Here is a 19,298-nt window from a genome sequence, read left to right as displayed (position 1 = left end):
GCTTTTAAAATTAAAAAAACATAATCTTAAGTCAAATTTAGATAGTATTACAAAAATATTTTATAGGGTTTATAATGCAAAAAGTACATTTTATAGGTATCGGAGGTATCGGAATATCTGCGATTGCTAGATTTTTGAAAGAGAAAGATTTTATCATAAGCGGTTCTGATATTAAAGAAAGCAGCACGACTAAAAAGCTAAGGCAAAGCGGTATGAAGATCACTGTCCCGCACTGCACCAGCGCTATAGAAGATCCGGATTTTGTAGTTTATAGTGCGGCCATAAAGAGCGATAACGTAGAGCTTATAGAAGCTAGAAAAAAAGGTATAAAGTGTTTATCTAGAAAAGAGGCACTTCCTTTTATCCTTGAAGGTAAAAGAGTATTTGCAGTGGCTGGTGCTCATGGTAAAAGCACTACTTCAGCCATGCTTTGCACACTTTTAGATGGAAGCGTGATAATAGGCGCGATAAGCAAACAGTTTGGCTCAAATATGAAATACGAGCCGAGTGAAAATGTGATATTTGAAGCCGATGAGAGCGACAGCAGCTTTTTAAACTCAAATCCATATCTTGCAGTCGTGACTAACGCCGAGCCTGAACATATGGAGCATTACGACTTTGATCTTGATAAATTTCACTCTGCATATAAAGGTTTTTTAGAGCGTGCAAAGATAAGGGTTATAAACGCTGATGATGAGTTTTTAAATTCACTTAAAATGGATTGCATAAAACTATATAAAAGCGACATAACAGATCTTAAAATGGTTCTTAGAAACTATGAGCCATATACAAGTTTCAACCTAAAAGGGCTTGGTAAATTCGAAGCTTGGGGTATGGGTGAGCATATAGCGATCGATGCTAGTCTTGCTATTTTAGCAGCAAACTCAGAAGTTGGACTTGAAACGATTAGAACAAATTTGAAGAAATTTAAAGGGATAAAAAAGAGATTTGATATCTTAGTCGCAAATGAAAAATTCGCTCTCATAGATGACTATGGACATCACCCAACAGAGATAAAAGCTACGTTAAAAAGTGCAAAAGAGTATGCGAAACTCTTGGGGTTAGAAAAGATAACTGCTATATTTCAACCACATCGTTATACTCGTTTAAAAGCAAATTTAGATGGCTTTAAAGAATGTTTTAAAGATGTAGATGAGCTCGTCGTCTTGCCCGTTTATAGTGCTGGAGAAGAGCCAAATGATATAGTTTTAAAAGATGAATTTGAAAATGCGGTTTTTGCCGATTTTGTCAAAAGAGATGGTGAAACTATCGAATTTTTTGATAGTTTTGGTGTAAAACACAAGCTTAGTAGTGGTCTAGTCATCGGCTTTGGAGCTGGAGATATCACTTATCAATTAAGAGGAGTTTGATTTGCGTATAGTTTTATTTTTAATACTTCTATTATTTATTATTTTGTTATTTGCTATAGGCAATGAAAAGTTAAATTTAAGATCGAAAATTATTATTTTAGTCGGCGGTACGGCTCTGTTTTTGATAGCCTTTTTTTACAATGAAGGTATGCAAAATAAAGAAGAAGGTATAAATAGAATTTTAGAAGAATTTATGCAAGGAAGAGCCGTGACTTGTAGTGGATACGAGGTCGATAAAAAACATTTTAACTATGAGTATGGAACGCAAAGTTTTATAGCAAAGAGAGAATTTGACAACCTAAACGCAGTAATAATCCCTATAGAAAAATGTATGGATAGATAGAGTAGATTTTATAAAATACCAAATTTACTCTATTTGGCATTTATATCACGTATTCTATCTCATCGTTTTCACCGCTTATGAGTCTAAAGATCTCTGCTTTTATCTCGAAGTATTTCGCGGAGTTTGGCTGAAATTTTGGATTTTTAAGCTGTTTTATAATCTTTCCATTATGTAAAACTACTATTTTATCTCCTAAAAACAGTGCTTCATCTATATCGTGAGTTACAAATATCACGGCTTTGTTTTCGACTATATTTTTAAGTTCGGTTTGTAAATTTGCTCTAGTTATAGGATCGAGTGCAGAAAACGGCTCGTCTAAAAATAGCACTTTTGGATTTAGGCTAAGAGCTCTTGCTATGGCTACTCGCTGACTCTGACCGCCGCTTAATGAGTGGGGGTAAAAGCTCTATTTACTACCTAAATGTACTAAATTTAAGAATTTTTTAGCTGTTTTTTCAAGCTCGTTTTTGTCTTTTACACCTGAGTATTTCAGAGCAAATTTTATATTATCGATTGCTTTCATCCACGGCATTAAAGAGTAATTTTGAGTTATGATCTGACGCGATTTATGAGCTGTGATCTGTTTTTTAAATTTGACGCTGTCTATTTTTATTTCGCCGCTATCAAAAGAGCTATGACCGCTTAAAATCTTAAGCAAGGTAGTCTTTCCAGAGCCGCTAGCTCCAAGCAATACGCAGAATTCATTTTTTTCTATGTTTAAATTTGTATCATTTAGGATCTGTGTAGTTCCAAACGATTTTTTTAGATTAGAGATTTTTATCATATCCAAACTTCCTTGAAATTTGTTTTTCGATCAGACAAAATAGCTGATTTATCGCCCAACCTACTACGCCTATGACGCAGATCACGGCTAAAACTATGTCTATTCTAAGCTGATTTCTAGCATCTATGATTAAGTATCCAAGTCCTGTTTGTGCTCCTAACATTTCGCCGACGACTAAGTTTATCCACGCCAAAGATGCTGCTAATTTTAGTCCTGATATAAGCATAAGAAAACTAGATGGAAATATCACTCCGCTTAGTACTTGCCACTTTGAAGCGCCAAAGTTTTTTGATACGATTATCAGTTCTTTTGGGACATCTTGCACCGCTTTTGAAGCTAGCAAAAGTACAGGAAAAAACACGGCGTAAGATATGATAAATATAGTAGGTTTGTCTCCTATACCAAAAATGATAAGAACTAGTGGCACCCAAGCTATGGGCGATACTGGACGCAGTAAATTTATGATAGGATCAAAAGCTACGCTTACTTTTGGAAATAATCCAAAGATAAATCCTACTAAATCCCACCGCTTAGTCCAGCGACTAATCCCCAAAAATAGCGATAAAGTGAGTCTATAATGCCTATTTGAAGTACGCCTTTTTGCACTATCTCGCATAGGGCTATAAAACTCTCTTTTGGTGATGGTATAAGCTCGTCGCTTCCAAGCTGCCATAGTCCAAGCAGGACAAAAATAGTTAAAATTTGATAAAAGTATTTCATTTCATACCGCCAAATAGCTATCTATGTTTAAGTTTAAAAGAGCTTTACTAGCTAGATTATTTTTTATCAAAAACTCTTTAAGTCGCTCTAAATCCTCTTTTTTAATACTCAAATCATCATAAGAGGCTATATTTTGATCTAGTATATTTTTTATGATTTTATGATTTTGCCCTAGCAAATTTTCACCTAAAAGACCTGCTTCATCATGGTTTTTAGATATAAAATGAGCAGCTTTTTTAAAGTTTTCTAAGACTTTATCAAAGCCGTTTAAATTTAATATATCTTCGTGAAAGTTTAAAATACAGCATATATGAGATTTTTCTATATCTTTACTGAAAATCAAATTCTTAGCTCTTTTTTTGGATACGGCTAACTGACCAAAAGGCTCTGCGACTATGTATGCATCAAGCCTTCTGCTAAGCAGAGCAAAAGGCATTTCAGTAGGCGCCATATCTATGATATTTACCTTGTTTTTTAAATTTGAACTCTCCAAAAGTTTATCTAGTAAAAAATAATGTGTACTAAAACGAGATGGAATTCCTATATTTTTACCTTTTAAGTCTTGTAAATTTGATATATCGTTTCTTGCTACGAGCGCTGAGCCGTTTTTATGTGCTGCTAGGACGGCTTTTATCTTAACTCCGCTTGCTCTTAGCATAAGTCCAAGAGGGGCTAGTAAAAACGCTGCGTCTACCGCTTTGCTTCTTAATGCTTCGCTAAGATCGGCCCAGTTTGAAAACTTAACTGGGATTATCTCATAGTTTGGGTGCTTGTAAAGCTCTTTTGCTACGATGATGAGATGATCTGTTATGGGTAAAAATCCTACTTTTATAGGAATTTTAAGCTCGCTAGCTAGAGTTTTTGATGTGTGAAACGCCAAAAAACTTGCTAAAAATCCAAGTGCGTATCTCCTTGTCATGAGGCGACCTTATGCTTCCATTTTGTTACACAACCACTACCTTTTTTATATCATCTATCTCTTTTAATAGATGTTTTATACTAGGAGTTACTATAAGTACGAAGTTTCCCTCTCGTTGCACTCTAGCTGCTTTTGCATTTTTAAAATACCCTTTTGTTCCACTAAACAAAACTGCTGCATTTGTCGCTTTTTGTGTTAGAAGCGACGCGTCAAGTCTGAGCTGTAAAATCTCAAGTGAACTTACTAAATTTATATTAAAAGCCGTATTTTCGACTCTCTTTAGTAATTCATCAAGCTCAATCTTTAAACTATCATAACTAAAAGGTAGATACGCGTTTATATGAGAGTGAGTTTTGTTTGAGCGCTCTATCACTTCTAAACTAGCATTTATGATACCAGCGGCGATTCCTGCTTGAAGCAAGATAAATCCCGGAGTGATCTTGATCAAATAGCTATAGATATCGTTTGTTAAGATATCACTATCAGGCAAAAAGTACTCTTTTAGGGTTACTGATTTTGTCGCTGAGCCTTCAAGCGCGCTGTATTTTATGTGTTCTGCGAGTTTTACTCTCTCATCACACCTTATAACTCCCATTATCGGTTCGTTTTCATCTAAAGCTATAGCGCCAAATACGCTTCCTTGTTCGATATTTGACACCCAAGTAAGAGTTCCATTTATGATATATCCACCACTTACTCTTGTCGCTTTTAGCTGGTTTTTTTCTATACCAGCAAATGCTTTCATAGGATTTGACAGAGCGGTTCCACCTAAAATTTCAGCTTTTTTTAATTTTGGTAAAAGTTCATTTTTAAGGTTTTCGTTGTCGCTATTTAGTAGATACCAGATAAGTGCAAATTGGCACCACATGCAAAATCCGGTCGTCCCGCAAACTTCAGCTACTTTAGATATGTTTAGTATAGCTTTAAATAGATCATTTCTCTGATCTAAAACGCTAAAATATCCGCTAGTTCCGAGTTCATTTATGATATCTTTTGCATAAATTCCCTCTGCGTCGATACGAGGTGCAAGGTTTGCTAATTTTTGTAGTGCCATTTTCAATCCTTTTATTTAACTTTTAATTATTTAACTTCTAAATTTACGTTTCTAAGCAGAGTATTTGCAACAGGTGAATACTTAAGCGCGTGAGCGATAAGAGCGTCATTTGTAGCTTTGTCTGCATTACTTTGTAGATCAACTTTTACTCTAACGTCGGTAAATCCAAGAGGCTTTTGGCTTAGATCGCCTGTTCCCCAAACCGCAGTTATATTTAAATCGCCCTCAAGCTCAAGTTTTGTTATAACTACGTTCTGTGCGATCGCGTTTGCGTGAATTCCTACAGCTATACAGCTTCCAAGAGCAGCTAAAACAGCTTCGCTAGGATTTGGTGCAGTGTCTTCTCCAAGCAATGTAGGTGGCTCATCTACTATGTATGCAGGTAGATTTCTTATGTAGTTTGCATGGCGAAACTTACCTTCTGCAACTGTGCGACACTTAAGTGTCTTTATAACATCTGGATTTTCTTTTCCGGCTTTGATAAGAGCTTCAAGACCGGCCTTATCTATAGGGTCTAGTCTTGTACAAGAATTGATAGCGCAATTTGCCATTTTGTGTCCTTTATTAATATATTTAAAAGATATATTATCTTTTTTATGTTGAGATTATAACAATAAAATCATAATTTGTTAATATTTATTTATATAGTATATATTTAAAATAAAATTTGGAATAAGCCGTAAATAAAAGCTTCATAAGTATTTTTATGATAAAATCCACAAATTTAATTTTGAAAGTGTATTTATAATTTTTATGGAAGAACTATTTAGAAAACTTGATCTAAATGAATATTTGGATAAATTTAACTCATTTTTGGCTAGACCTAAACCGCTTTTTGTTAGTGGAGATAGCAAGGTCAATTATGAAAAACTATCTGAAATCTCAAATATGGAGCTAAGATATCCACCAAGCGTGATAAATTTAGACGATGCTCTAGTAAGACTAAGCAAACAAGCTATTTTACATATCAGCGAAATTTACGAATTTGCCAAGATTGTTCGTTATTTTTTGTACTTAAAAAAGCTTAAATTTGAAAATAAGATGAAAGCCTATCTTGATAAGATAGACATTCCTGTTTTGGTATCTGGAATTTGTGATTATTTTGATGAAAATGGCGAATTTAAAGATAGCGTAGATGATAGGCTGAGTGCTATAAACTTATCTTTTAAAAACAAAAAAGATGAGATAAACGCCGAGCTAAAAAGGCTTATTTATACAAAAAGTATCGCTCCATATCTCGTTGATACTCAAATTCACTTTATAAATGATAATGAAGCTCTTTTGGTACGCGGTGGATTTAACCACGTTTTAAAAGGTAGCGTGATAGCTAGAAGTAGTGGTGGATATTTTTACGTATTGCCTGCAAATATCTCAAAATTAAAAAGTGAGCAGCGCGATCTGCTTGATAAAAAAGATGAAATTCTATATGAATACTCTAAAAATATAAGCTCTGTATTTCATAAAAATCTTATGTTTTTAAAATTTATAAACTCTGCTTTTGATCATATCGATGCTCTTATGGCAAGAGCTTCGATGGCAAAATTAGGTGATTTGGATTTTGTTCTTAGTGATAGTAGTAAAGATATCATTTTAAAGGATTTTGCTCATCCTGCACTTAAAAATCCTAAACGAATTAGCGTGAGTTTTAAAGGCAAAGTTCTGCTTATAACAGGCGTGAATGCCGGCGGAAAAAGTATGTTACTAAAAAGCATACTAAGTGCAGCTCTGCTCTCAAAATACCTTCTTCCTATGAGTATAAACTCGCAGTGTAGTCGCATAGGCACATTTAAAGAGTTTGATGCTATCATAGAAGATCCACAAAATGCAAAGAACGATATATCTACGTTTGCAGGTAGAATGCTACATTTCTCTAAAATCTTTGGTAAAAAATCTTTGCTCATCGGAGTTGATGAGATAGAGCTAGGAACCGACTTTGAAGAAGCGGCCAGTCTTTATAGTGCGATCATAGACAAACTTTTAGAAAATGATATAAAAATGGTCATAACTACTCACCATAAGCGTCTTGCGATGTTGCTTGCTAAAAATAGCGATGTGGAGCTTTTAGCAGCACTTTATGATGAAGCAAACTCAAGACCAAAGTATGAGTTTTTAGCTGGAACTATAGGCAAATCTTACGCTTTTGAAACGGCTGTTCGTTACGCAATACCATCAAATTTAGTAGCTTTAGCTAAAAAAACTTACGGTGAAGATAAAGAAAATTTAAATGAAGCTATAAGCAAGGCTATAAACTTAGAAATGGAGTTAAAAGTCAAGCTAAATGATGCAAATTTAAAAGAAGAGAAACTAAACTCGCTTTTGCAAAGCTTAAAAGATCAAAAAGAAAAAGTAGATGATGACTTAAAAAGAACTGTTTCTAAGCTAGAGTTTGAGTACTATAAAGCTATAAATGAAGCAAAAAGAGGAGTAAGCTTAACAGATATAAAAGAGAAGCAAAGAAGTATAAATAAAGCAAATGAGCTAGTTTCAAAGATAGAAAAACCGCAAAATTTAAGAGAGCCTTTGGAGCTAAAAATAGGCGATAAAGTAAAATACGAAAAGATAAAAGGCGAAGTGCTTAGCCTAAATAAAAATGAAGCTACTATCTTAAGTGATGGAATGAAACTAAGAGTTCCTATAAGTCTTTTAAAAAGAAGTGGAAACGTTCCAAATTTAACAAAGAAAAATATAAGCGTAAAAGTATCTCGTCCGGTGAGCGCAAGTGTGGTTTTAGATCTTCACGGACTAAGGAGCGAGGAAGCTATGGATAAATTAGATAAATTTATCTCAGATGCTTTGATAGCTGGATTTGATGAGGTTTTGATAAAACACGGGATCGGTACTGGAAAACTCGCTTACGCCGTAAAAGAGTTTTTAAAAGCTCATCCAAGCATAAAGGCTTTCAAAGACGGAGCGCCAAGCGAGGGCGGCTTTGGCAGTAAAGTCGTGAAATTATAAAATTAAATTATTAAGTAGAATTATTTTTATGATAAAATATAAAAATTTAAAAAAGGTTAATGATGGTTAGGGTAGTTAAACATCCGGTTATTTACGCATTCTTGATATTTCTTATTATAAATATCGTTATTTTTACTGTGAAATTTGAAACCGCTTATAATTTTGATAACAATAGAAGCAATAAAATGGATTCTGAGATTATGATGAGTATGCTAAAATCATCATTGAAAGATCAAAATATCAGCAAAAGCAAAATCACCGAGCTGTTTAACCATCTTCAAGTAGATGGTTGGATAGTTAAATTTGATGAAAATAAGACCATATCTTATATATTTAGCAACAAAAATGTCAAATTACCACTAAATGAGATCGAAATAAATAAAATGTTTTTTGAAAACGGCTTTTATAAAGAAAAGTTTTTGTTAAATAACAGAGTTGATATCTTGCATTTTGATGAGATAAGCAACAATCTTTTTGTAGGATATAAATTTAATGCATCTGTAGAAGATAATGAATTTGTGGTAAAAGATTTTATGTCGTGGTTCTTTGCAAATATGATAATTACGTTTATATTTAGCTTTATCTTGATGCTTGCTTTGATATATAAATTTAAAAAAGATAAGAAAAAAAGGATTGAAAAGCAAAACTATATAGAATCTGTAAATAATGAAAATAAAAAATTATCTCGATTATTAAACATCGATCATATAACAAATTTACCAAATAGATCAGTTTTAGAAAACGAGATCAAAACTATGGAAAATCCCAAAGTTTTTGTGATCGAAATAGATGATTATATAAATACACTTAGTTATTATGGAAATGAGATTTTTAACAAAGTGTTGATTATATTTTCAGATCTATTAAGGGATTTTTCACGGCAAAGAAATATGGAAGCATATAAGATATCAGATAGTCAATTTGCTGTATGCGGGGATAGCGATTTATTTTTTGAAGATTATGAATGCATAGCAAAAGATATGATAGATAGTTTTAAAAGACGCAGCATAGAAGTAGATAAAGATGAGCGTATCTGTGTAGAAGTGCGCTGTACTATAGGATTTTGTATAGAAAAAAAAGATACATTAAACAAAGCTCTTGTAGCGTTAAACGAAGCATCAATCGCGCATAAGGATTTTCTATGCTATTTTGAAAATATAAACAATAAGTATAAATACAAATCAAAGATAGAAAATTCATCTCTTATACAAAACGCGATTTTAAATAATAAAGTAGTTCCGTACTATCAGCCTATCTTCGACAAGGATAAAAATATAGTTAAATACGAAACTTTAGTTAGGATAAAGAGCGGCAATGGAGGCATAATACTTCCGGGAATTTTCCTAAAAGATTCAAAAGATATCAAGCGTTATAACGAGATAGAAAAAATACTTATAGAAAAAAGTTTAATAGCCTTAAAAGAAAACCCCGATGTGACTATATCTATAAATTTAAGCATAGTAGATATGACTGATGGCGACGTGAGCATATTTTTGATGGATATGCTCCGTAAGCTACAGATATCAGATAGGCTTATTTTTGAGATATTAGAAGATGAAAATATAACAGACTCTCAAAGAGTTGATAACTTTTTGGATAAAGCTAGAAAAATGGGAGTAAGGATAGCTATAGATGACTTTGGTAGCGGATATAGTAATTTTTCATATATACTAAAACTAAAGCCAGATTATTTAAAAATAGATGGATCTATCATCAAAAATATAGATAAAGACGAAGATTCATACACCATAGCTGGTGCTATAGTCGCCTTTGCAAAGAAGCTCGGTATAAAAACTATCGCCGAGTTTGTACATTCTAAAGAGGTGTTTGATATATGCGTCGCTCTTGGAGTAGATGAGTTTCAAGGGTTTTATCTAAGTGATCCAAAAGATGGTTTTATAAAAAATATTTAAAGGTTAAATATGGAATCTTTTATCCAAGGCTTACTTCTTGGTTTTGGTGCGGCAGTTCCGGTCGGTCCTGTAAATATACTTATCATGTCATATTCTTTAAAGAGATACGCACTTGGCACGGGAGTCGGTTTAGGAGCGATGAGCGTGGATATATTTTATATGCTGCTTATGAGTTTTGGTGTGCTTAAATTTTTAAATCAACCGATATTTTTAAATTTACTCTCTATATTTGGTTTTTTATTTTTATTATACATTGCGTACTTGACTTATAAGAGCGCTGATTCACTTATAATTGAGGATTTAAATTTAAAAGAAAATTCGTTTTGGTCTTGCTATACTAAAGGTGTGCTTTTAAATTTAGTAAATCCATATATTATAGGATTTTGGATATCGGTTTCTAGTTTTGTGGCTAGTTCAAGTAACGCTCTTATGAGTCTTAGCGGACTTATCATCTCTATCGGGCTTTGGATCTTAGGATTGCCTTTGGTCGTTAGTAAGTCAAAGCGTTTTATATCTCAAACTACGGCAAAGATATTTGCTTATGCTTCTGCGCTACTTATGGTTGTTTTTGCTTTTATACTCATTTATAATACATTTTTTAAAGGCTAAATTATGGAAGTTATAGAGATATTTCAAGAACTTTTAAAGTTCAAAAGCATAACTCCTGATGATGATGGAGCTATGAATTATATAGATATGTTTATGGATGACTTTTCTGCAGAGTTTGTAGAAGTGAGTGGCGTAAAAAATCTCATTTTAACAAAAAAATTTGGAAGCGGTGCTCATTTATGTTTTGCAGGGCACATAGACGTTGTTCCAGCTGGAGAAGGTTGGGACAGCGATCCTTTTGAGCCTGAGCTAAAAGATGGTTTTATATACGCAAGGGGCGCCCAAGATATGAAAAGTGGAGTTGCAGCTTTTTTATGTGCATGCAAAGACGCTACTAAATTTGATGGAACTCTTAGCGTGATACTCACTAGTGATGAAGAAGGTGATGGGGTTTTTGGTACTTTTGAGGCTTTAAAATATTTAAAAGAAAAAGATAGGCTTCCTGATTTTGCGATAGTTGCAGAGCCTACTTGTGAAAAAATTATGGGCGACTCTCTTAAAGTAGGACGTAGAGGCTCTATAAATGGAGTTGTCGTAGTAAAAGGTGTGCAAGGTCACGCGGCATATCCGCAAAAATGTATAAACCCAGCTCATCAAGTAGCTTCAGTGTTAGCTGATTTTGCAGGTTTTAATCTAGATAGTGGAAGTAAGTATTTTGAAGAGAGTAAAATAGTCATAACAGACATCAGGGGCGGTATGGAAGTTACAAATGTTACTCCTGGTAGCATAAAAATAATGTTTAACGTAAGAAATTCAGATCAAACTAGCTACGAAGATGTCAAAAAATACACCGAACATATTTTTCACGGGTTTGATTTTGTTTTAAATTTGAAACAAAGTTCAAAACCGTTTTTAACGAGTGAAAATTCAAAAATAGTAACTTCTTTATCAGATAGTATCTATAAGGTTTGTGGCATAAAACCGGTTCTAAGCACGGCAGGAGGTACAAGCGATGCAAGATATTTTGCTGCGTTTGGTATCCCAGTAGTTGAGTTTGGTGTCGTAAATGATAGAATTCACGCAGCAAATGAACGCGTCAATGTAGATGAAGTGCAGCGTTTGTATGAAGTATTTTCAAATCTAATACAAACCTTTTAAGCTAGTTTTCGTTATTTTTTTCAAATTAATTTAATAAAGTTTTATATATACTAGCTAACAAAATTTTAGGAGTTGGAATCATGAAAGAAAAGCATTATGAAGTCGCCATAGTAGGTGGCGGTATCAGCGGTGCGGCATTATTATATGAGCTTGCAAGATATACTGATATAAATAGCATAGCATTGATAGAAAAATATGGTGGGCTTGCAACCCTAAATTCAAAAGGAACTGCGAATTCTCAAACCGTGCATTGCGGTGATATAGAAACCAACTATACTTTCGAGAAAGCTAGTAAAGTCAGAAGAACAGCTGCAATGGTTGTAAAATATGGTATTCAGCATGATCTTCAAGGCAAATATATGTTTGATGGTCAAAAAATGGCTATCGGCGTCGGCGATAGCGAAGTAGAATACATAAAAAAACGTTACGAAGAGTTTAAGCCATTATATCCATATATAGAATTCTACGACAAAGAAGAGTTAGCTAAGATAGAACCTAAAATTATTTATGACAAAAACGGAAATCAAAGAAGCGAAAATGTAGTAGGTATGGGCGTTAAGAGTGGGGTTTATACTACTGTTGATTTTGGAGCATTTACGTCTACGTTAGTAGATAATGCAAAAAAAGAGGGTAAAGAGTGCGACGTATATCTAAATAGTGAAGTTACGGATATAAATCAAGTCGGAGATAAATTCTACATAACCACAAAAAATGGGCTTTCCATAAGTGCTGATTTCGTTGTAGTAAATGCCGGTGTTCACTCACTATTTTTAGCTCACAGAATGGGGTATGGTTTGAATTTTGGTTGTTTGCCTATGGCAGGAAGCTTTTATCTAACAAAACAAAAACTTCTAAATGGCAAGGTTTATATGGTGCAAAATCCAAAATTGCCTTTTGCTGCTTTGCACGGAGATCCTGATATCTTAGCGGACGGCTGTACTCGTTTTGGACCAACTGCTCTTGCTATGCCAAAACTAGAAAGATATCATGGTACTTATAGAAGTTTTATGGATTTTTGTAAAACTTTAAATTTTGACGGCGACATAGTTAAGATATTTTATGATCTACTAAAAGATAGCGAGATTAGAAATTACGTTCTTAGAAATTTTATGTTTGAAGTTCCATATTTCAATAAAAAATTATTTGTAAAAGATGCTAGAAAGATAGTGCCTAGTCTAGAAGTCAGCGATATTTACTACGCAAGAGGATTTGGCGGTGTAAGACCTCAAGTCTTAAACAAAACAGAGAAAAAATTAATGCTCGGTGAGGCTAGTATAAATACTGGAAAAGGTATTATCTTTAATATGACTCCAAGCCCAGGAGCTACTAGCTGCTTAGGAAATGCAGAACGCGACGTAAAAGAAGTATGCAAATTCCTTAATAAAAACTTTAATGAAGAGAAATTTAACCAAGAGTTGGTTGATCAAGATTAAATTTGAAAAATAACGATAAACAAAATAAGAGTAGTATTTGCGCAAACCAAGATTTCTACAAAGACGAGAATGATGATGCGCAATACTCTCATGAAAGCCTTGATTTTTATGCAAAGATAGAGCCGTTATTTGGGTTTTATGATGCTTATGATAGGCTTTATGACATCTATATAAAACAGATATATTTACTTTTTAAATTTAAAAATAGAGTTGATGCACCAAAGCCTAATATGCTTGATTTTGGCTGTGGAAACGGTAGATTTGGCTCTCTTTTAACTCCTAAATTTAATGTCTTGGGGTGCGATAAAAGCCCTAAGATGCTTGAAATTTGCAAGTCCATACGTACTACAAACAGATCATTGCAAGACATAGATGCTAAATTTGATCTTATCACAGCAGTAAGTGATGTTTTAAACTATTTAGATAAAAATGAGCTAATGAGCTTTTTTGCAGATAGTTTTGAAAAACTAAATGAAGGCGGTTATCTTATATTTGATGTAAATACCAAATTTGGATTTGATGAGGTTGCAAGCGGAAGTCTTTATGTAAAAGATATGCAAAATGATCTCGTCATCGATGCTAAATTTGATAAAAATATGCTAGAGACCGATTTTATTTATTTTGCAAAAAATGGCGATTTATATAAAAGATCTGTATTTCATATAACCCAGTATTATCATACTTCAAAAGATATTTTAGAACTATCAAAAGCATCAAATTTAAAGCAAATAAAAAGACTAAACGTAAATCTTTTTAGCGACCATCTTGCCGATAAGGTACTTTATATATTTCAAAAACAGTTTCAGTAACCAAATTGTTATTTAAATTTGTTATAATTTATAATAAAAAACAAGGAGCAAATTCTATGACAAGCAAAAGAACAAAGATCGTAGCTACGGTCGGTCCTGCAAGCGATAGTTTGGAGACTATAGAGGCGTTAGCAAAAGAGGGTGTAAATGTATTTAGACTAAATTTCTCTCACGGAACACATGAATATCATAAATCAACTCTTGATAAAGTAAGACAAGCTGAAAAAAATTTAGGCATTAGACTTGGAATTTTGCAAGATATTTGTGGACCAAAGATAAGAGTAGGAAAGCTTGAAAATCCGTTTGAACTAAAAGCCGGAGATAAACTTATAGTTGTAAAAGATGATATTATTGGAGTTCAAGTCTCTCAAAATGAGTATAAACTTAGTATAAATCATCCTGAGATCTCAAACCTTATAAAAGAGGGCGAGTATATATATCTATATGATGGAATGATCAGAGCTAAAGTCATAAAAGTAGCAGATCAAATAGAGACGATTATAGAAAATGACGGAGTTTTAAATTCAAATAAAGGCGTAAATTTTCCAAATACAAAGCTAAATATCGAAGTCATCACAGACAAAGATAAAAAAGATCTAGAGTGGGGTGCGAAAAACGGTGTGGATTTTGTAGCAGTTAGCTTTGTACAAAATGCAAAAGATGTGCAAAAAGCCAAAGATCTTATAAAAGAATTTGGCGGACACGCTAAAGTTTTTGCCAAAATAGAAAAATTTGATGCAGTCGAAAATATAGACGAGATAGTGCGCGTGAGTGACGGTATAATGGTAGCTCGTGGAGATCTTGGTATAGAAGTTCCTTATTACAAAGTACCATCTATCCAAAAAAGTATCATAAGAAAGGCAAATGAAGCAAATAAGCCAGTCATCACAGCAACTCAGATGATGCTCTCAATGGCAAAAAATGAAAGCGCAACAAGAGCCGAGATCAGCGACGTGGCAAACGCCGTTTTAGACGGAACGGATGCGGTTATGCTAAGCGAAGAAAGCGCCGTAGGTATAAATCCAGTCGCAGTCGTAAAAGCAATGAGCGCAACCATAGCAGAGAGCGAAAAGATATATCCTTATGGTAAATTTGATGAGTTTTCATTTGTAGATGAAACCGATATGGTAGCAAGCTCGACTTCAAGACTAGCTACTAGGATAGGAGTTTGTGCTATAGTGTCTATAACAAGCTCTGGTCAAAGTGCTGTTAAAATGGCTAGAAATCGTCCAAATATGGATATTATAGCTGTGACTCACGATGAGGAAACCGCTAGAAGCTTGACTATAGTTTGGGGTGTTAAACCGTCACTTGTCATACAAAAAAGTAGGTTAAATATCTTACTTGCAAATACAATTCAAGGACTTTATAAAAAAGGTCTTATAAGCGACGAATGTACCTATATAATGACTGCTGGTTATCCAACAGGAGCCATAGGAAGTACAAACTTTATAAGAATACTGAAAAAAGATCAAATAGATTATTATTTAGACGCTGCTATATAACGGAGACGGTTTGGAAAAGTTAGAATTAAATATAAAAAATATTTGTGTCCCAGTTATTTACGAATACGACAATACTTTGCCATTAGTAAGCTTTAAGCTTGTTTTTAAAGTAGCTGGAAGTATACAAAACAAAAAGCCCGGTCTTGCTTCTATGTGCGCTGAGCTTTTAAGTGAGGGAACTAAAAAACTTGGAGTAAATGAGTTTAATAAACGCCTTGATGAGAGAGCTGTATATCTAAACATATCTGCTGGTTTTGAAACATTTGTTATAGAGATAGACTGCTTAAAAGAGTATTTTAAATTTGCTCTTGACAGCTTAAAAGAGCTCTTAGAAGATCCAAACTATACTGAAGAAACACTAGAAAAACTAAAAGCTCAAACTCTAGGTGATATAGCAGCAAATGCTACTGACTTTGACTATCAAGCAAAAATAGAGCTAAATAAAATTCTTTTTAAAGGCTCTAGCCTAGCAGATCCTAGCATCGGCACTAAAAGTAGCGTAGAGCTTATAAATTTAGAAGATATCAGAGATTTTATAAGCTCAAATTTGGATATATCAAATTTATTTTTAGTATTAGGTGGAGATGTTAGATTTGATCTTGCTCATTTTATAAATTTACTAGAGCCGCTAAATTTAGGTAAAAAAAGAGAACTTGAAAAGATCACTACAAGTAGTGCTAAGCAAAAAAAGATTATAAAAAAAGATAGTGAGCAAGCTTACGTGTATTTTGGAGCTCCGTTTAATGTGCCATCACAGCAAAAATTTATGGCTAACGTGGCTATGTTTATATTAGGAAGTAGTGGGTTTGGATCTAGATTTATGGAAGAAATTCGTGTAAAAAGAGGCTTGGCATACTCTGTTTATATAAGAAATTCTCTAAATTTATCAAATACTTCGGCGATGGGATATCTGCAAACAAAAAATGAAAGCAAAGATGAAGCGGTAAAAGTGGTGCTTAGCGAGCTTGAGAAATTTGTAAAATTCGGTGTAACAAGTAAAGAGCTTGACGCGGCTAAGAACTTTTTACTAGGTAGTGAGCCGCTTAGCAAAGAGACGCTTTTTAAGCGTTTGGATATAGCTCAAAATGACTATTATATGGGTTATGAACTCGGTGAATTTGATAAAAATTTAGAAAAAATCAAAAATCTTGAGTTAAAAACGCTCAACGATTTTATCCTCTCTCATAAAGAGATATTAGATCAATCATTTGCAATAATCACAAATGAAATTTGAAACTAGCGACACAAAAGAGCTTAGGGGTATAGGCATAAGCTCTTTGCTAGATCTCGCTCTTAGGTTCCCTAAAAGTTATGATGATCTAAGCATCAAAGACAGACCAAATGAAGGTATAAATACCGTCCAAATAGAGATCAAATTTAGCAAAAGAAGTGCTTCTATGCTAAGTGTGATCGCTTTTTGTACTACTTGGAACGTAGAAGTAAGAGTTGTTATTTTCAACGCTAAACCGTGGCACTACTCTACTTTTAGAAGTAAAAAGATCGTTTTTATAAATGCAAGATCGGTCTATGCTTATGGTAGTTGGCAGTTTATAAATCCAAAAGTCGTCACAAAAATAGGCTCTATATTGCCACACTATAAAACAAGTATGCAAGACTCAAAGCTTGCTAAACTGATACGAAAATACGTAACTCATCAAAATCTTAGTAATGAAGGCTTAAATGAAAATGAGATAAATTTGCTTTTAAAAATTCACGAAAACGGCTCTGAGAGCGTAAATATTATATCAAATTTGAAACAGGACAAAAATGCCGTAAATATACTTAAATTTATAGAAATTTATAATTATATGAAAAAGCTTAACGGTAAAAAAATAAATTTTAAAGCTGAAAAATTTGATGTTTTTGACATCGCAAGCTGGATAAGTTCACTTCCTTTTAAGCCTACGAACGACCAAATAAATGCTTTGCAAGACATAAAAAACGATTTTTTAAAGGGTGAGGCTTCAAAACGCGTTGTTATGGGAGATGTGGGTAGTGGAAAAACTCTGGTTATCTTAGGAGCTACTCTTATGGTATATCCAAAAACAGCGATTTTAATGGCGCCGACTAGCATTTTGGCTGAACAAATTTATAGTGAGGCAAAAAGGTTGTTACCTGAGTTTATGAACGTGATGCTAGTCAAAAAAGGTGCAAAAGATAGTGATTTTAGAGGAGTAAATTTGATCATAGGAACGCACGTTTTGCTTTATCAAAGCTTACCTAAAGTTCCGCTAGTAATGGTTGATGAACAGCATAGATTTGGCTCAAATCAGCGTCAAAAGATAGATGAGCTTACAAAAAGCACTCTTACTAAAGCTCATTTTTTACAGTTTAGCGCTACGCCGATCCCTAGAACACTTAGTCTTATCCGCTCAGAACTAGTCAGTTTTAGTTTTTTAAAAGAGATACCGTTTAAGAAAAATATTCATACGGTTTTGATTCAAAATGATGGATTTAACTCTTTAATGTCTCATATAAAAGCTCAAATTTTAGCTGGTAAGCAAGCTATCATCGTATATCCTTTGGTTGAGGTTAGCGAAGTTAGTAACTATCAAAGCTTAAGTGAAGCTAGTTCTTTTTGGACGTCTAAATTTAAAAATATTTTCATAACTCACGGGAAAGATAAACTAAAAGATGAAGTTCTAAAAGATTTTAAAGAACGTGGAGACATCTTGCTTACGACGACGGTTGTTGAAGTGGGCATATCACTTCCTAGACTTAGTACGATAGTCATTGTAGCAGCTGAGCTTTTGGGGCTTGCCTCGCTTCATCAGCTCAGAGGTAGAGTCGGGCGAAACGGCGGAGAAGGTTGGTGCTATCTTTATACTAAACTTAAAAATATACCGCCGAGATTAAAGGAATTTGCATCTACGCTTGATGGATTTTTAGTGTCTGAGATCGATCTTAGAAATAGACAAGCAGGGGATATTTTAGATGGCAGACTTCAGCACGGCGCTACTTTTGAGTATTATGATATGGAAGAGAGTATAACTATAGAGGCTAAACATAGACTCTCGCTTTTCAAAAAGTCGAATTTAAGCGAGCAAAAAAGCTAAATTTGAATATAAATTGTATTTGATTTATTGAGTAGTTATCAAATTTACAGTAAAATATATAAACAATAAAAAAAGGAAACTTATGGAAACATATCTTAAAAAAGCATTATTGATAATATCTTTATTGGTTTTTGTCGGTTGCGGAAATAAAAACGATATTGAGCTTTACAATCTCAGCCCCGAAGAGTGGTATTCGCAAGTTCTTAAAGATATACAAAATTCGGATTTAGAAGAAGCGGATAAACATTATATATCGTTTTCTAGTGAGCATATATCGTCTCCTCTTTTAGAGCAAATGTTGCTTATCTTAGCTCAAGCAAATGTAAATGACGAAAAGTACGAAACAGCAAATGCCTATCTCGATGAATATATAAGAAGATACGGCACAAAAGAGAAGATAGAGTTTGCAAACTATATGAAGATAAAGGCAAATTTCGATTCGTTTTCAAAACCAAATCGCAACCAAAAGCTTATGCAAGACAGTATAGCCGCGATAGAAAACTTTTTAAAAAACTATCCAACTACTCAGTATAGACCGCTCATTGAAACTATGCTTGTTAAGTTTAAACTTGCGCAGTATTACTTAGATACGCAAATTTATAGCTTGTATGAGAGGATAGACAGACAAGAATCAGCTGTTATTTACAAAGACAAGTTAGATGTTTCGCCACTAAATGGCATAGATATGATAGAGCCTACGCTCCCTTGGTATATGAGAGCCTTTGAATAG

General features: G+C 33.8%; 18 protein-coding genes and 1 pseudogene. 12 read left to right on the top strand and 7 right to left on the bottom strand.

Features of this window, described 5'->3' with window-relative positions:
- Positions 1-74 precede the first annotated feature (74 nt).
- Both murC and CHHT_RS05715 read left to right on the top strand, forming a co-directional pair.
- Positions 75-1,370, top strand: a complete 1,296-nt coding sequence (murC, locus tag CHHT_RS05720; protein WP_034960863.1) for a UDP-N-acetylmuramate--L-alanine ligase — start codon at positions 75-77, stop codon at positions 1,368-1,370.
- Position 1,371: 1 nt separating this feature from the next.
- On the top strand, positions 1,372-1,713 hold the full coding sequence (locus CHHT_RS05715) for a hypothetical protein (RefSeq protein ID WP_034960865.1): 342 nt from the start codon (positions 1,372-1,374) through the stop codon (positions 1,711-1,713).
- Between the two features lie 40 nt (positions 1,714-1,753).
- Here the strand turns inward: CHHT_RS05715 and CHHT_RS09425 are convergent, their stop codons facing one another.
- From CHHT_RS09425 to CHHT_RS05690, 7 genes and pseudogenes are all read right to left on the bottom strand, one after another.
- Positions 1,754-2,041: a hypothetical protein gene (locus CHHT_RS09425; RefSeq protein ID WP_232051135.1), complete on the bottom strand. Its 288-nt coding sequence runs from the start codon at positions 2,039-2,041 to the stop codon at positions 1,754-1,756.
- Positions 2,042-2,074: 33 nt separating this feature from the next.
- Positions 2,075-2,497 (bottom strand): annotated as a pseudogene (locus CHHT_RS09420) (ATP-binding cassette domain-containing protein); the annotation flags it as partial.
- On the bottom strand, positions 2,481-3,050 hold the full coding sequence (locus tag CHHT_RS05705) for an ABC transporter permease (protein WP_232051129.1): 570 nt from the start codon (positions 3,048-3,050) through the stop codon (positions 2,481-2,483). The gene CHHT_RS05705 and the pseudogene CHHT_RS09420, both read right to left, overlap by 17 nt.
- Positions 3,014-3,217 carry an ABC transporter permease family protein gene (locus CHHT_RS09165; protein WP_232051109.1) on the bottom strand — a complete coding sequence of 68 codons (204 nt, stop codon included), beginning with the start codon at positions 3,215-3,217 and terminating at the stop codon, positions 3,014-3,016. Before CHHT_RS09165 ends, CHHT_RS05705 begins: the two co-directional genes overlap by 37 nt.
- Position 3,218: 1 nt before the next feature.
- Positions 3,219-4,136, bottom strand: a complete 918-nt coding sequence (locus CHHT_RS05700) for an ABC transporter substrate-binding protein (RefSeq protein ID WP_034960868.1) — start codon at positions 4,134-4,136, stop codon at positions 3,219-3,221.
- Positions 4,137-4,161: 25 nt separating this feature from the next.
- Entirely contained in the window at positions 4,162-5,190 is a 1,029-nt protein-coding gene (locus CHHT_RS05695; RefSeq protein WP_232051108.1) for an acyl-CoA dehydrogenase family protein, read from the bottom strand.
- 26 nt (positions 5,191-5,216) lie between these two features.
- Entirely contained in the window at positions 5,217-5,741 is a 525-nt protein-coding gene (locus CHHT_RS05690) for an OsmC family protein (protein WP_034960873.1), read from the bottom strand.
- A 202-nt stretch (positions 5,742-5,943) separates the two neighbouring features.
- Between CHHT_RS05690 and CHHT_RS05685 the strand changes: the two genes are divergently transcribed.
- The 10 genes from CHHT_RS05685 to CHHT_RS05640 all read left to right on the top strand — a co-directional run bounded on the left by CHHT_RS05685 (position 5,944) and on the right by CHHT_RS05640 (position 19,298).
- On the top strand, positions 5,944-8,145 hold the full coding sequence (locus CHHT_RS05685) for an endonuclease MutS2 (RefSeq protein ID WP_034960876.1): 2,202 nt from the start codon (positions 5,944-5,946) through the stop codon (positions 8,143-8,145).
- 62 nt (positions 8,146-8,207) lie between these two features.
- Positions 8,208-10,058 (top strand): EAL domain-containing protein, encoded by a 1,851-nt coding sequence (locus CHHT_RS05680; RefSeq protein WP_051663670.1) that lies wholly within the window; start codon positions 8,208-8,210, stop codon positions 10,056-10,058.
- Positions 10,059-10,067: 9 nt separating this feature from the next.
- A complete protein-coding gene (locus tag CHHT_RS05675; protein WP_034960880.1) occupies positions 10,068-10,667 on the top strand; it encodes a LysE family transporter in 600 nt (199 codons plus the stop codon).
- Positions 10,668-10,670: 3 nt separating this feature from the next.
- Entirely contained in the window at positions 10,671-11,765 is a 1,095-nt protein-coding gene (dapE, locus tag CHHT_RS05670; protein ID WP_034960883.1) for a succinyl-diaminopimelate desuccinylase, read from the top strand.
- 80 nt (positions 11,766-11,845) lie between these two features.
- Positions 11,846-13,198, top strand: coding sequence for an FAD-dependent oxidoreductase (locus CHHT_RS05665; protein WP_034960885.1), 1,353 nt, complete (start codon positions 11,846-11,848; stop codon positions 13,196-13,198).
- Positions 13,199-13,200: 2 nt separating this feature from the next.
- On the top strand, positions 13,201-14,007 hold the full coding sequence (locus tag CHHT_RS05660; protein ID WP_167540846.1) for a class I SAM-dependent DNA methyltransferase: 807 nt from the start codon (positions 13,201-13,203) through the stop codon (positions 14,005-14,007).
- Positions 14,008-14,063: 56 nt separating this feature from the next.
- The gene (gene pyk / locus CHHT_RS05655; RefSeq protein ID WP_034960888.1) at positions 14,064-15,512 is read left to right on the top strand and encodes a pyruvate kinase; all 1,449 of its coding nucleotides are present in this window, start codon (positions 14,064-14,066) and stop codon (positions 15,510-15,512) included.
- Positions 15,513-15,522: 10 nt separating this feature from the next.
- A complete protein-coding gene (locus CHHT_RS05650; protein WP_034960890.1) occupies positions 15,523-16,746 on the top strand; it encodes a M16 family metallopeptidase in 1,224 nt (407 codons plus the stop codon).
- Positions 16,736-18,568, top strand: a complete 1,833-nt coding sequence (recG, locus tag CHHT_RS05645; RefSeq protein WP_034960893.1) for an ATP-dependent DNA helicase RecG — start codon at positions 16,736-16,738, stop codon at positions 18,566-18,568. The genes CHHT_RS05650 and recG overlap by 11 nt, the downstream gene beginning before the upstream one ends.
- A gap of 82 nt (positions 18,569-18,650) precedes the next feature.
- Positions 18,651-19,298 carry an outer membrane protein assembly factor BamD gene (locus tag CHHT_RS05640; RefSeq protein WP_034960895.1) on the top strand — a complete coding sequence of 216 codons (648 nt, stop codon included), beginning with the start codon at positions 18,651-18,653 and terminating at the stop codon, positions 19,296-19,298.

This window comes from Campylobacter hyointestinalis subsp. hyointestinalis (assembly GCF_013372145.1).
Classification (GTDB): Bacteria; Campylobacterota; Campylobacteria; order Campylobacterales; family Campylobacteraceae; genus Campylobacter; species Campylobacter hyointestinalis.
The sequence above is the reverse complement of the archived record's forward strand: the minus strand, read 5'-3'. Positions and strand labels throughout refer to the sequence as shown.

What these genes read in the sequence shown, in the direction of transcription:
- CHHT_RS09165 (WP_232051109.1), bottom strand. Translation starts at nt 3,217, where the DNA reads ATGAAATACTTTTATCAAATTTTAACTATTTTTGTCCTGCTTGGACTA.
- CHHT_RS05685 (WP_034960876.1), top strand. Translation starts at nt 5,944, where the DNA reads ATGGAAGAACTATTTAGAAAACTTGATCTAAATGAATATTTGGATAAA.
- recG (WP_034960893.1), top strand. Translation starts at nt 16,736, where the DNA reads ATGAAATTTGAAACTAGCGACACAAAAGAGCTTAGGGGTATAGGCATA.
- CHHT_RS05700 (WP_034960868.1), bottom strand. Translation starts at nt 4,136, where the DNA reads ATGACAAGGAGATACGCACTTGGATTTTTAGCAAGTTTTTTGGCGTTT.
- CHHT_RS05640 (WP_034960895.1), top strand. Translation starts at nt 18,651, where the DNA reads ATGGAAACATATCTTAAAAAAGCATTATTGATAATATCTTTATTGGTT.
- CHHT_RS05680 (WP_051663670.1), top strand. Translation starts at nt 8,208, where the DNA reads ATGGTTAGGGTAGTTAAACATCCGGTTATTTACGCATTCTTGATATTT.
- CHHT_RS05690 (WP_034960873.1), bottom strand. Translation starts at nt 5,741, where the DNA reads ATGGCAAATTGCGCTATCAATTCTTGTACAAGACTAGACCCTATAGAT.
- pyk (WP_034960888.1), top strand. Translation starts at nt 14,064, where the DNA reads ATGACAAGCAAAAGAACAAAGATCGTAGCTACGGTCGGTCCTGCAAGC.
- CHHT_RS05665 (WP_034960885.1), top strand. Translation starts at nt 11,846, where the DNA reads ATGAAAGAAAAGCATTATGAAGTCGCCATAGTAGGTGGCGGTATCAGC.
- dapE (WP_034960883.1), top strand. Translation starts at nt 10,671, where the DNA reads ATGGAAGTTATAGAGATATTTCAAGAACTTTTAAAGTTCAAAAGCATA.
- murC (WP_034960863.1), top strand. Translation starts at nt 75, where the DNA reads ATGCAAAAAGTACATTTTATAGGTATCGGAGGTATCGGAATATCTGCG.
- CHHT_RS05675 (WP_034960880.1), top strand. Translation starts at nt 10,068, where the DNA reads ATGGAATCTTTTATCCAAGGCTTACTTCTTGGTTTTGGTGCGGCAGTT.
- CHHT_RS05695 (WP_232051108.1), bottom strand. Translation starts at nt 5,190, where the DNA reads ATGGCACTACAAAAATTAGCAAACCTTGCACCTCGTATCGACGCAGAG.